The 13346-nt window shown below is 43.0% G+C and carries 14 protein-coding genes; 3 read left to right on the top strand and 11 right to left on the bottom strand.

Translation table 11 applies throughout. From position 1 onward, the window contains the following. The first annotated feature begins 18 nt into the window (after window positions 1-18). Window positions 19-801: an NRDE family protein gene (locus ACE01R_RS11575; RefSeq protein WP_395551343.1), complete on the top strand. Its 783-nt coding sequence runs from the start codon at window positions 19-21 to the stop codon at window positions 799-801. A 44-nt stretch (window positions 802-845) separates the two neighbouring features. Here ACE01R_RS11575 and ACE01R_RS11570 read toward each other — a convergent pair whose 3' ends face one another. From ACE01R_RS11570 to tatA, 4 genes are all read right to left on the bottom strand, one after another. Then, entirely contained in the window at window positions 846-3077 is a 2232-nt protein-coding gene (locus tag ACE01R_RS11570) for a PhoX family protein (RefSeq protein ID WP_395551342.1), read from the bottom strand. A 170-nt stretch (window positions 3078-3247) separates the two neighbouring features. Further along, window positions 3248-4027 (bottom strand): twin-arginine translocase subunit TatC, encoded by a 780-nt coding sequence (gene tatC, locus ACE01R_RS11565; RefSeq protein ID WP_395551341.1) that lies wholly within the window; start codon window positions 4025-4027, stop codon window positions 3248-3250. Further along, window positions 4024-4482 (bottom strand): Sec-independent protein translocase protein TatB, encoded by a 459-nt coding sequence (tatB, locus tag ACE01R_RS11560; RefSeq protein ID WP_395551340.1) that lies wholly within the window; start codon window positions 4480-4482, stop codon window positions 4024-4026. The genes tatC and tatB overlap by 4 nt, the downstream gene beginning before the upstream one ends. Window positions 4483-4499: 17 nt before the next feature. Then, window positions 4500-4721: a twin-arginine translocase TatA/TatE family subunit gene (tatA, locus tag ACE01R_RS11555; RefSeq protein WP_395551339.1), complete on the bottom strand. Its 222-nt coding sequence runs from the start codon at window positions 4719-4721 to the stop codon at window positions 4500-4502. 191 nt (window positions 4722-4912) lie between these two features. Between tatA and ACE01R_RS11550 the strand changes: the two genes are divergently transcribed. After that, on the top strand, window positions 4913-5794 hold the full coding sequence (locus ACE01R_RS11550; protein WP_395551338.1) for a permease: 882 nt from the start codon (window positions 4913-4915) through the stop codon (window positions 5792-5794). A gap of 56 nt (window positions 5795-5850) precedes the next feature. Here the strand turns inward: ACE01R_RS11550 and rdgB are convergent, their stop codons facing one another. Continuing rightward, complete coding sequence (rdgB, locus tag ACE01R_RS11545) at window positions 5851-6477, bottom strand: RdgB/HAM1 family non-canonical purine NTP pyrophosphatase (RefSeq protein WP_395551337.1); 627 nt, start codon at window positions 6475-6477, stop codon at window positions 5851-5853. Between the two features lie 118 nt (window positions 6478-6595). Here rdgB and ACE01R_RS11540 point away from each other — a divergent pair, with 118 nt between their 5' ends. Continuing rightward, window positions 6596-7039, top strand: coding sequence for a GNAT family N-acetyltransferase (locus tag ACE01R_RS11540; protein ID WP_395551336.1), 444 nt, complete (start codon window positions 6596-6598; stop codon window positions 7037-7039). A 38-nt stretch (window positions 7040-7077) separates the two neighbouring features. On the opposite strand, the gene ACE01R_RS11535 is transcribed toward ACE01R_RS11540, so the two are convergent. The 6 genes from ACE01R_RS11535 to ACE01R_RS11510 all read right to left on the bottom strand — a co-directional run bounded on the left by ACE01R_RS11535 (window position 7078) and on the right by ACE01R_RS11510 (window position 13254). Continuing rightward, window positions 7078-7665 (bottom strand): tetratricopeptide repeat protein, encoded by a 588-nt coding sequence (locus tag ACE01R_RS11535; RefSeq protein ID WP_395551335.1) that lies wholly within the window; start codon window positions 7663-7665, stop codon window positions 7078-7080. Next, complete coding sequence (gene metW / locus ACE01R_RS11530; RefSeq protein WP_291355302.1) at window positions 7662-8255, bottom strand: methionine biosynthesis protein MetW; 594 nt, start codon at window positions 8253-8255, stop codon at window positions 7662-7664. The genes ACE01R_RS11535 and metW overlap by 4 nt, the downstream gene beginning before the upstream one ends. Then, entirely contained in the window at window positions 8255-9415 is a 1161-nt protein-coding gene (locus tag ACE01R_RS11525) for a homoserine O-acetyltransferase (protein WP_395551334.1), read from the bottom strand. The genes metW and ACE01R_RS11525 overlap by 1 nt, the downstream gene beginning before the upstream one ends. 88 nt (window positions 9416-9503) lie before the next feature. Next, window positions 9504-11201, bottom strand: a complete 1698-nt coding sequence (gene leuA, locus ACE01R_RS11520) for a 2-isopropylmalate synthase (protein WP_395551333.1) — start codon at window positions 11199-11201, stop codon at window positions 9504-9506. A gap of 266 nt (window positions 11202-11467) precedes the next feature. Continuing rightward, window positions 11468-12574, bottom strand: coding sequence for an alpha-hydroxy acid oxidase (locus tag ACE01R_RS11515; RefSeq protein WP_395551332.1), 1107 nt, complete (start codon window positions 12572-12574; stop codon window positions 11468-11470). After that, window positions 12571-13254, bottom strand: a complete 684-nt coding sequence (locus tag ACE01R_RS11510) for a Fe2+-dependent dioxygenase (protein WP_395551331.1) — start codon at window positions 13252-13254, stop codon at window positions 12571-12573. Before ACE01R_RS11510 ends, ACE01R_RS11515 begins: the two co-directional genes overlap by 4 nt. Window positions 13255-13346: the final 92 nt, after the last annotated feature.

The following is a 13346-nucleotide window of genomic DNA, read 5'->3' as shown; positions in this document are numbered from 1 at the left end:
AGATAACGGGCATGAAATATGTGTATTGTAGCTTTAGCTTGGCAGGTTTTGGATGATACTCCCTTATGTCTGATTTCCAATCGGGATGAGTTTTATCAACGTCCGAGTTCAGCATTGCATTGCTGGGAAAACAGTCCGATTATTGCCGGAAAAGACTTACAGTCGGGCGGCACATGGATGGGCATTACCGCATCAGGTCGCTGGGCAGTACTGACCAACTTCAGGGATGCGACCGATAAAACACAGTATCCAACTTCACGCGGTCATCTGATACAGGCTTTTCTGGAATCGGATTTAACCCCGATCCGCTTTGCTCAAGCTCTGGAAAAGCGGCAGCGTGATTATGCCGGGTTTAATTTATTTTTAGGTGATCAAACACAGGCGGTTTATATGAGTAACCGCGGTGAAGCACCGCAGGTATTAGCCAAAGGTGTTTATGTGGTGTCCAATGGTTTAATGACCGAGCATTGGGAAAAAACCAAACATCTACGCAAACGCTTTACCCAGGAATTTTTACCCATGCTGCAACATGCTGAGACAGCTGAAGCCGATCTGGAATTTGCAGTGTGGGATATTCTGGAAGATGAACGGAAAATTATCCCTGAGCTTTTGCCACAAACTGGCATTAGTTTCGAGATGGAAGAGTTGCTCTCATCGACCTTTATTCAAAGCCCGGTGTATGGCACACGTTGTTCCAATTTTCTACGAATGAAAAATGATACATGGCTTTGGCAGGAAAAATCCCAACAAGGGGAAACTCAAGGCAATATTATCCAGCTGCATTTACCTTTAAATGAATAAAAAAATGCCGACATGATGTCGGCATTTTTATCTTAAAGGATAGTTTAAGCTTTTGGTGCTTGAACCTGTTCCAGAGATTCGCCAGCAATTTCTTTACCGTCAGTACGGGTAATCACTAATGTTGCAGAGCGTGGGCGAGAGCCTAATACTGCTTTGCTTAGATTTAATGCGGATGGGTGGTTCGCAGGCCAGCTGTTTCCTGGATGCTGAATATTAACAAAAATGGCTTTGTAGTCAGGTGTCATGGTAACACCGGTAATTTCACAACCTTGAGGTCCTGTGAGGAAGCGACGTAGTTTGGTATTGTCTAGTTCAGCACCTGTAGGCGTTGGTAAACCAGCTGTAGTTTTAACTTGACCATCACCGACTTGACCTGGAAGTGCTGCGAGCATCATACAGTTGGTTTCATCTGTATATGAGCCATCATCTGTTTGAATCCAAAGCACACCGCGTGGGTCAAACCACATACCATCTGGGCTTGAAAAGTCATTGTCTGCGCCAAGTTTTGACAGGTTCACATCTTGAACAGAGTCTTGTTCAGCACCAAATAGGAAAATGTCCCAAGTAAAGGTCGATGCAGTAACCACATCTCCAGTTTCTTTGAAGCGGATGATGTGACCGTTAATATTACCTTTAGCGCTGCCGCCTTTATCTGCATCCGCATAGTTACGCGGGTTTGCAGAGTCTAGTGGATGGGTGGTACCACGACTGCTGTTGTTTGTTAAAGTCACATAGACTTCGCCATTTTTTGGATTGACTGCAACCCATTCAGGACGGTCCATCTTGGTTGCTCCAACTGCATCTGCTGCAAGGCGCGTATTCACCAAGACATCAGCTTGATCTGCAAACTTGTATTTTGCATAAGCTGAAATAAGTGGGTTATTGATATTTAGTTCAACCCATTCACCTGTTGATTTTTGTGTAGCTGTATCAAAGTTAAACTTAGCAACATACAGTTTGCCGCTGTTCATGTATTTGTCACCAGCGGTGTAACCACCTGTGGCATCTTTGGCATCCCAAAGGGCATCAGAAACAAACTTATAGATGTATTCGCCCTGAGAGTCATCACCCATATAAAATGCGAGTGGCTGGCCTGCAATAGCACGGCTTGCGCGACAGTCTTCGTGTGCAAAACGACCGAGTGCAGTGCGTTTAACAGGAGAGTGACTGCCGTTAAAAGGATCAATTTCAACAATCCAACCAAAGGTATTCGTTGTATTGCGGAAGTCATCTTTTGCTTCAGCACCCGATACTTTGGTTAACCAACGGTCATAGATATCCTGGATATTCAGGTCTTTAATGTCATCTGTACGTGAGTCTTCCGTGGCTTTTACCGTATGCCATTTGTATGAGCTTGCCGTAGGAATTTTGTAGCGATTCAACGCTACAATGCTATTTGCATCACGACCAATGTCATCACGAGAGAAATACTGGTTAAAGTTTTCTTCTGTGGTTAAGTAAGTGCCCCAAGGGGTATAGCCATTACCACAGTTGTTGATGGTACCTAAACCGAAGTCACCATTTGGACTAAATTTGGTTTTGACAAGGTTACTGCCTTTAACTGGACCAGCAAATTCAATACGTGATGCAGCAGTGATACGGCGGTTAAACACTGAAGCTTTATTGATGCCTACCAGTTGAGTTTTACTGTCTTTTTTCAGTTCAATGACTGAAACGCCGTGGCAGTTGATTTCACGTAATGCTTCATCTTCTGAGCGTACTGCTGCATCAATTGTATTGACTGCAGGATGTAGGATCTTTTTATCATCGACATATTCATGGTTCATAACCAACAAACCTGAATCTGATTGGTTTGCATCAAAGCGGCTATTGGTCATGCCAAAGAAGGTCATCCCATCGTGACATTCACCTGAACGACGGATAAATGAAGCACCTGCTGGAATGTTATTTTCGTCCCATTCAGCGAGTCCATCAGAAATTGGGTCACCAAGGGCATATAGAACACGTGCTTCATAGCCGTCAGGAACTGTGACTTGATCCAACACGTTTTTGTTTACAGCTTTGAACTGTAGCGAGGTAGGTGTTTGATTTTTGTCCGGTGTGACTGGGGTGGTTGGTGTTGTTGATGTTGAGTCATTATTGTCATCACTACCACAGCCTGTCAAAGAAGCGGCTAAGGTAAGCGCAACAGCTCCACCAGCAGTTTTTGTAATCAAATCACGACGTGTAATTTTTTTGTTAAATAGTTCTGAAAATTCAACGTTCCCCGAATTATTACTATCATAATCATCATTAAAAGGCATTTGCTCAGTCATAATTTTTCCTAGCGTCTTTACTGGGTTGTTTTTAGAAAGTTACACACAAGGTAAATAGTCAATATGACAGGGCAGTGAAGTTTATATGTCAAACACATGAAATGAATTAAGAGATTTCTAACCATAAAAAAAAGCAGGCGAAGTTGCCTGCTTTTTTAAATAAGGAAAGCTTAAGTTTCCGCAACTCGTTTTTGTTCAATCAGTTTTCCAAAAAATAGACCAATTTCAAATAAAAGCCACATCGGTATCGCGAGCATAATCATGGAAAGTGCATCGGGTGGGGTCACAAACATTGCAACAAAGAAACAGCCGACAATAATGAATTTTCGTTTTTCAACCAATTGTTGCGTATTCACAATGCCGATCAAAATGAGCACTAAGGTAATAATTGGAATTTCAAAAGTTAAGCCAAAGACCAAGAACAGTTTTAAACAAAAGCTGAGATAGCTGTTGATGTCTGTCATTGGGGCTACAGTGTCAGGGGAAACACTGATAAAAAAGTGCAGAATGGACGGTAGAGCAATGAAATATGCGAAAGCTACACCTGCATAAAACAAGGCAATACTACCGACCAAAAGCGGCATTGCGAGTGATTTCTCTTTTTCATATAAAGCAGGTTTTACAAAAGACCACAGCTGATAAATGATAAAAGGCATTGCCAACATCAGGGCCACAAAAAAGTTCAGCTTAAAAGGTGCCATGAAGGTTGCGGTAACATCCGTTGCAATCATAGACGAGCTAATAGGAAGTTGTGCCCGCAATGGTTCAGACAGCATTTGATAGCTTTGATTGGCAAAAGGCAATAAGCAAAAAAATAATACGATAATTAAACCCACGACTTTAAATAAATGACCACGTAAGATGATCAAATGTTTAGTAATCGGCATTTCCTCAAGCAACAGTTGCTCAGAGTTTTGCGTAGCCACAGGGCTTAAATTATCAGATTTCATACAGCCTCCCGCATCGGTTCAAATGTATTTTGAACACGGTCTAAATAAGGTGTCGAATCAGGGGATGACTTTTGTTTCACAGGTTTAACTGTTAACAATACTGGATGCTTTCGATCCACATACTGATAAGTATGGGAGATATTTTTATTATCGAGCGTGGCTATTTCTTGTTGTTGTTCATTTGCCAGAATATTTTGTTGTTGTAGGTGTTGCATCTGAGCTTGCATTTTTTGTTCAAGCTCCTGAATCCGTTTCATTTCATTTTGCATTTGCTCGCGTAATTCAGACATGCGTAGTTCACGGTCAATGTCGTTTTGCACATTGCTGATCATACGTTTTACTTTGCCATACCACTTGCCAGCAAAGCGTGCTGCTTCAGGTAGTTTCTCTGGTCCAAGAACCAAGAGTGCGATAATGCCAAACACCAAAAGCTCTGTCATGCCGATATTGAGCATTGCAAAACTCCAATGATTTAATGTTTGACGGTTGAGTTGGTCACATTGCTATTTTGATGTTCCAAGGTACGTGGTTCATTTAACTGAGCTGCCTCGGCTTCATCATCACGAATCGACTTTTTAAAGTCTTTTACAGCACCACCGACATCTTTACCTAAGTTCTTGAGTTTGGCTGTACCAAAAAGAAGAATCACAACAATTGCAAAAATGAGTACGTGCCAAATTGAAAGTCCTGCCATGTTATTTTCCTCTATTTTTGTTGTCCTTATCTCAACAGGCTTTTATGACACGGCAGTGACGCTTTTATTTCGGTTTTAAGACACAGGAAGATAGAGGGATGTGAATATGCAAAATAAGTCCATCATTAGTCTGTTTGAATACCAGCTGTGCTAGGATGGATTTTTAACAAAAAACGCTAAGCTGTACTCTCATGGCACTGATTCTTCCTTTGATTTCTTTTCTTGTTGGATATTGGGGTGTGCATGTTTTAAAGCCGATACGGCCATTATTGGCAGCTTTACTGGCCCGCATCTTTATTCCGCTGCTGATCATATACAACATGGTGTTCTATAAAGAAGGCAGTCTATGGTTGATTGGCTTCAGCTTTTTAAGTTCCATCATTTTCTTCAGTATTTTTTATTATTTTCAAAAAGATAAATTACGTGCCCTGTGTTTTAGCTACTTGAATGGTGCATGGTTAGGTCTTCCTTTTGCTTTGGCAGTCTTTGGGCCAGAAGCCAGCAGTACCATTGTGGCCTTGTATATCGGCGGTTCTTTATTTGGCAATATCTGTGCCGTGATGGCCATTAGTGAAACTCAGCAAGATACTCAGTTTATTATTAAAAATGTCCTGCTTTCACCACCTGTCATTGCTTTGACCACAGCTGCTGTTTTGTCATTCTGGGATTTCAGTCCCTTGGAGCATCATCCAGTCGTGCAATGGGCGTATCTGCTGAATAAGGTTTTGGTGACTTTTGCAGGCATGTGCGTTTTGGGCATGTGGCTCAGTAAGGTCAGGATTGGCTGGGGCGATTTGAAACGTAGTTTGTTGCTCATCAGTAGCCGTATGCTGTTGGCTATTTTATTGTGTGTTGCAGCTTATCTGCTTTTACCGATTCCGCATCAAATGCTGACCTATGCCGTGATGTTGATGTTCTTTTTATTGCCGCCCGCTGCCAATATTGTGGCACTGGAAACGCATTATCAGGGCACCGGCTATTCCGCGAAATATATTGCTTCGGGTACTGTGGCCAGTGCGATATTGATTGGAGTTTATGGAGCTATATTTCATCTTTTATTGCCCTCCCTCTAACTCCCTCCCAAAGGGAGGGAGAACACCACTCTAACATTATTGTGAATTTAGTGGACTTATTGCTCCAAACTCGCCTTAAACAACTGCATCGCCTGACCGCGATGGCTGATTTTATTTTTATCTTCTTTACTCATTTCGGCACTAGAAATACCCAGTTCAGGCAACCAGAACAGTGGGTCATAGCCAAAACCGTTTTCACCGCGCGCTGCTTCTAGCACTTCACCTTTCCAGATGCCCTGGAAAATTTGTGGCAACGGATCTTCAGCATGTTGAACCAGGGCAAGCACGCAGACAAACATGCCCTCTATAGTTTCACCTTCTTTACGAAGCGGTTTAAGTCGGGTCAAGAGTTTTTCATTGTTGGCTGCATCATTGCCATGTTCACCGGCAAAGCGTGCAGAATAAATCCCTGGTGCACCGCCCAGTACAGGAACACAAATCCCGGAATCATCGGCAATCGCCGGTTTGCCTGAAATTTTAGATGCATGACGGGCTTTAATAATGGCATTTTCAACAAAGCTCAAGCCATCTTCAATCGCATCTTCAATATTCAGTTTGCCTTGAGGAATCACTTCAACAGGTAGATTTAACTCGGCAAACATTTTTTCAAATTCGGCAATTTTTCCTTTGTTATTGCTCGCAAGTACGAGAGTTCCTTGAGATAACCAATCTTGAGATGCCATTGTTGAGCTCTTTGTATCAATAAATATGAGCTTAGTTTAACGGATTTTTAATCTGTGATTGACATCAGCAAGGCTTATTGTCAGTTTTAATCAAATAATAATAAATGCAGGAAAAATCATGATTAGAGTAGCCAAATTAAAAGATGGTGCAGAGATACAGCAGCTGATTCAACCTTATATTGCTGATTTTGCAATGAATGCAGAAGGCGAGAAGAAATTTAGTCGGGCTGCTTTAGAAGATTTATTGCAACAAGCAGCAGTTCATTATTTTGTTTATGAAAGAGCTGACAGACTGATTGCAGTGATTGCTTATAGAGAACCAGCGCACATCCTCCATTTTTTTGTAGATCGAGCTTATCAGGGGCAGGGGATTGGGCGAATGTTATGGAATCATCTGTTACAGCAATTTGAATTTGGGAATAGGCCACAATTTAGTGTCAATTCGAGTTGCTATGCTGTGCCCATCTATCAAAAATTTGGTTTTCAATGTATTTCGGATATTTGTGAATATAGCGGTTTGCGTTTTATTAAAATGATTCATATTGAATCGGAGATTACATAAAAAAGCACCCGAAGGTGCTGTATAGAATCAGCTCAATATTATTGGGCCTGAATCCATTTGTCCGCACGGTCACGCGCTTGACGAATCTGTTCTTGGCTCAAGTTGGCAGCCAAAGCGGTTTTCTTGCCTTCAGACAGTGAAATGACTTTGTTGTCGAGCATGCCATCACGGGTAGACAGTTCATACCATTGGTAAGCGCCGACATAGTTTTTCTTTTGCTCTTCCATCATGGCCAGGTTAAAGCTGGCACGGTTATCACCATGACTGGCTGCTTTTTCAAAATATTTACGTGCTAAAGCTTCGTCTTTTTTTGTGCCAATGCCATCAGCCAGCATACGACCGACATTCAATTGTGCAGCAGTCAGACCTTGATCGGCAGCGGCTTTGTACCAGGAAAAAGCTTGCTGCTCATTCTTTTGAACATCTTTACCTTGTTGATATTTAGTGCCGAGATAAAATTGTGCAGCTGCCTGACCGGCTTTGGCATATTTTGTCAAGTTATTGATATCCATAACAGAATATTGCGCAGCTTGGCTAGAAATTGAAGCTGCCGGTGCAACATATTCTGCGTGGGCTTGAATGCTAAACAGTCCAACCAATAGTGTGCTTAATAATATTTTTTTCATAGTGCGCTCACTCGATAAATAGCGACTTCACCAAACAGATTCGGGATATGTTTACTGAGTAAACTACCTTGCTGATCCCCATTTACGGCGAGTCGATTAATAATCCGGATATCATTTTCGGCACAAAGTGCTTCAAAATCACGGAAAGTACATAAATGAATATTTGGAGTGTTATACCACATATACGGTAAAGCTTCAGAAACCGGCATCATTCCTTTTAATGCCAAGAAAGAACGGGTCTTCCAATGGGCAAAGTTAGGAAAGGTGATAATCGCCTGTTTCCCCACACGCACCATATCACGCAATAATACGTCTGGTGCATCTACAGCTTGCAAAGCCTGTGCCATAACCACATAGTCAAAGGACTGGTCTGCAAAGCGGCTTAAACCGAGGTTCAAGTCTTGTTGAATAATATTTAACCCTCGACTTACCGCAATTGCAATCTTTTCCTGATCAATTTCTAGGCCGTATGCGCGAATATTGTGCTTTTTGCTCATATGGGCCAGCAGTTCACCATCGCCACAACCCAAATCCAGCACGCTGGAATCGGGTTTAATCCATTTTTCTGCCAGTTGATGATCGATACGCATTACACAGTCTCCTTAGGTGTGGCTTCGAGGTGTTCTGCACCACCTAAAAATGCACGTAATGATTTAACGTAAAGCGGGATAGGAAACAGGAATGAATCATGTCCCTGTTCTGCATCAATATCTAAGTAGCTGACAGGTTTATGGTTGCTAATCAGTGCATCGACAATTTCTTGTGAGCGCTGCGGTGTGAAACGCCAATCTGTGGTAAATGAAACCACCAGGAATTTACATTGGGTATTTGCCATGGCTTTTTTCAATGACTGCTCGTACTCACGGGATGGGTCAAAGTAGTCCAGTGCCTTGGTCATAATCAGGTAAGTGTTGGCATCAAAGTTACGGCTGAACTGTTCACCTTGATAACGCAAATAGCTTTCCACCTGGAATTCAACGTCAAAACCATACATAAATTTGCCTGACTTCAAGTCACGGCCAAATTTCTGTTTCATGGCTTCTTCAGACAGATAGGTAATATGACCGACCATACGTGCCAAAATCAGCCCGCGTTTCGGATAGCTGTCATTTTCCAGATAACGGCCATTATGGAAGTCCGGATCAGACAAAATCGACTGACGCGCCACTTCGTTAAAGGCAATATTTTGTGCCGACAGTTTTGGAGCACTGGCAATAATCACACATTTTTTTAAACGATCAGGGTAATCGACCGACCATTGCAAAGCCTGCATGCCACCCAGAGAGCCGCCAATAACGGCATACCAGACATCAATGCCCATACGGTCAGAGAGCAGGGCCTGGGTTTTGACCCAGTCACGCACGGTGACGAGCGGAAAATCCGGACCATAAGGACGATTGTCATTTTCCGGGTTCGGTGAGATCGGGCCGGTTGAACCGCTGCAACCCCCAATATTATTCAGTGCGACCACAAAGAATTTAGAGGTATCAATGGCTTTACCTGGTCCAATGCATGCATCCCACCAACCCGGTTTTTTGTCATCTTCATGATGATAACCTGCTGCATGGTGATGGCCAGACAAGGCATGACAAATCAGGATCGCATTGGATTTGTCGGCATTGAGTTCGCCATAAGTTTCGACCATGAGCTCAAAACGTGGAAGGATTCGATCACACTCGAGCTCTAACGGCTCTTCGAAAATAAACTTTTGCGGGGTAACTAGGCCCACTGAGTCAGCTGGAAAAGACACAGGAAATTTTCGCCTTAAATCTTTAGAATGAATGACAAAAGGATACCACTTGAGGGTATCCTTTCTAAAGTTTTTTATTTGATAAAGCTTATACGGCAGCAGCAATTACCTGATCGGTACTTAATACACCTTGCTCAATCAAGCGGTTGGTGCAGGCAATAATTGCTTCGATAGATGCAGTCACGATGTTGTCATGTACACCGGCACCGAATGCAGATTTACCCGTACCTTTCACTTGAAGCTCAATCAAAGCCAAGGCTTTGGCATGAGCGCCCGAGCTAATACTACGTTCTTCATAGTTCAACACGTCAATTGGTAACTGTAATGCATTCAAGATTGCCGAGATCGGACCGTTGCCTTCACCACGCAAGTGTTGGGTTTCACCATCTACTACAACATCAAGTTCAATCACCTGGTTGCCATTTTCATCCGACAATTTGTAGTTTTTGGTAGAATAATGCGCATCTTTCACTGCAACATACGTGTCTTTGAACAATGCCCAAATATCTTGTGCCGAAATTTCTTTCGCCTGTTCATCCGTCACTTGTTGCACCACTTGCGAGAATTCAATTTGCAAGCGGCGTGGCAATACCACGTTGTAGTTAGATTCCAACAAGTAAGAAATACCGCCTTTACCTGACTGTGAGTTGACACGAATCACTGCGTCATAGTCACGACCCAAGTCTTTAGGGTCGATTGGCAAGTAAGGCATATCCCAGATTTCTTCGTTTTTCTGGTATTCAAAACCTTTCTTGATGGCATCCTGATGTGAACCAGAGAATGCAGTGAACACCAAGTCGCCTGCATATGGATGGCGAGGGTGCACTGGTAAGCCAGTACATTCTTCAACTGTAGCAATAATTTCGTTGATGTTAGAGAAATCCAAGTTCGGTGCAACACCCTGGGTATACATGTTCAAGGCAATTGCCGCAACGTCAACGTTACCGGTACGTTCACCATTACCAAACACACAACCTTCAACGCGGTCTGCACCGGCCATAATGGCTAACTCAGACGCAGCGATACCACAGCCACGGTCATTGTGACAGTGTACAGAAATGATCACGCCATCACGACGTTCAATATTACGGTGCATCCATTCTACTTGATCGGCATAGACGTTTGGTGTCGACACTTCCACAGTAGCTGGCAAGTTTAAAATCACTTTGTTTTCAGGAGATGCTTCCCAAACTTCGGTCACTGCATCACAGGCCGCTTTTGCCACTTCTAATTCAGTCGCAGAGAAACATTCTGGGCTGTACTGAAAAATAAACTCAGTTTCAGGATATTGTGCTGCGTATTGTTTCACTTTTTGCGCAGCATTGATGGCTAACTGACGTGCACCTTCCACATCTACGTTCAAGACTTTTTGACGGAAAGTTGGAGAGTTGGAGTTGTAGATATGCACGATGGCACGTTTTGCACCGACCAAAGATTCGAAAGTACGCTGAATCAAATGATCACGCGCCTGAACCAATACTTCGATGTAAACGTCATCTGGAATATGACCTTCTTCAATCAATTTACGGGTGAAGTCAAAGTCAATTTGCGATGCAGAAGGGAAACCGATTTCAATATGTTTGAAACCGATTTTCACCAACATCTGGAACATTTTGAATTTTTGATCCATATCCATCGGTTCAAAAATGGCTTGGTTACCGTCACGAAGGTCGGTGCTCATCCACATTGGCGCTTTGGTAATTTCGTTATTTGGCCATTGACGGTCAGGCAAGTCTACACGTTGGTACATGCGACGATATTTTTTACTTGGATCAGCCAACATCATGAGGTAACTCCTTGTGTAGCACCGGTTGCTTAAGGTCGTGGATAACGGCAACCTACTACCGATATAGATTGTGTCTATTCTAGCAATTTACAAGTCTGACACTGAAAGACATTAGTCGAAAGTTGTAATAAAACCAATGCTTTCTTATAAGTTAGTTTTACTGCAGTTCTTGTAAATCTATAACTTAATATTAATCCACTTATTCCGAAAATATTTTTCTATTTTTGCATTCATAGAATGAATTAAGAAAATATTTTTCAGTAATTCTATCTTTTTTGGAAAATATAATCACTGTTGATGTCTTTTAGCGTGGCAGTTCCCATTAACGCCATGGTAATTTCAAATTCTTCCTTCAGTATTTTAATCACATGTGCCACGCCGAGTGCCCCCGCAGTTGCCAGACCATATATATAAGGACGACCGATGAAAACCGCTGAAGCGCCTAGCGCAATCGCTTTAAATACATCTGAACCACGGCGAATCCCGCCATCGTATAGCAGAGGAAAATCTACCGGTACCACTTTTTTAATCAGTTGTAATGCAGTAAGTGGGGGAATGCAGGTGTCTAAAACACGACCGCCATGATTAGACACAATCAGACCTTGGACGCCGTACTGAATGGCCAGCAGGGCATCATGCGGATTGACGATACCTTTTAAAATGACCGGTAATGATGTCTGCTGAACCATCCAGGCAATATCATCCCAAGTCGGGGCAATTTTCATTAAACCATTAAATACGGGATGATCCCCCTCATGCAGTTCAGGCAAGGGAATATGCGCCGGTGTATGCGGATGCTGCATGCCTTCCGGTAAATGGAAAAATACCCGTCTTTCACGGTCACGGATGCCGGTATGCGGTGAATCCACGGTAATCACTAGGGCCTTAAAATTTTGCTGCTCCGCCAGTTTTACCAAAGCAAGCGATTTTTCCCGGTCACTTTGCCAGTACAGCTGAAACCATTTGTAGGGATTTTCCTGTTTTAGGCTACGCATATCGGTATTGCTAAAGGTACTGAGTACCATATTGCTGCCGAGCACTTCTGCTGCCAGCGCCGTTGCTGCTTCAGCTTCAGGATGGAACTGTTGCTGGTGTCCAATCGGGGCCAGAAAAATCGGGTGCGGATATTGTTGCCCAAACAGCTCGCAAGTAGTATTACCTTGGGTCAGGTCCTGCAACATGCGCGGCATTAAGTGAATCTGTTGAAATTGATCCAGATTATCGCGAACGCTGACTTCATCCATGGAGCCGCCTTGCAAGTACTGCCATACCATGTCGGAAAGATGCTTTTGTGCTTCAATTTCATAATCGGCAATGGTTTGTAAATAAGCCGGAATCTGCGAGAGGGGAGCAAGGGGAACAACGGCTTTCATAGATCTCCCCATTGGCGCAATAAGTTATGGTAGTGACTGGTCAAACCTAGAATTTCTTCGCTATCACCAATCTGCTGGCGTAATTTAATAATGTTCATGTCGAGGTTAAACAGCATGCTGCGCTGCCAGTCATCTTTGACCATGCTCTGTATCCAGGTGCATGCAGCAATCCGCTTGCCTTGGGTCACCGGTTCGACCCGATGTAAACTGGTGGCCGGATAGAGTATGGCATCGCCCGCATCGAGCTTGACTTCATGACTGCCATAATTATCTTCAACAATCAGTTCACCGCCTTCATATTCATCAGGTTCAGATAAAAACACGGTGATGGAAACGTCGGTACGAATGACTTGTTGGATACTTTTGGAATATTGCACGGCATTGTCGACATGATTGCCATAATGCCCCTGATCTTGATAGCAGTTAAATAATGGGGGCAGGATATGTTTGGGTAATGCCGCCGATTTGAGCAGAATGTTTTGTTGTAATGCCTGAAGAATTTTGGCTGCAAAGGATTGATAAGCAATGCTGTTGCTATCAATTTGCAAATTATTTTTTATTTTTTGTGCCTGAAAGCCGGCACTTTGCTGACCCTGAATCCAGGCCTGACTTGCATCCAGTTGTTGACGTAATTCAGCAACCTGCTGTTTCGTTAGAATTTCAGGAATATGTAACATCATCAGCTTGATCTGCATCCCTAGAGTTAATTGGACTCAAAAATAAATAATGTAGTGCATTAGGCGGGCTGTTTTTACTTCATAGAAGAAGTGTC

The sequence above is a fragment of the Acinetobacter sp. BSP-28 genome (assembly GCF_044130285.1).
Taxonomy (GTDB): Bacteria; Pseudomonadota; Gammaproteobacteria; order Pseudomonadales; family Moraxellaceae; genus Acinetobacter.
Note: the sequence above shows the minus strand (reverse complement) of the source record. Positions and strands in the feature narration are given on the sequence as shown.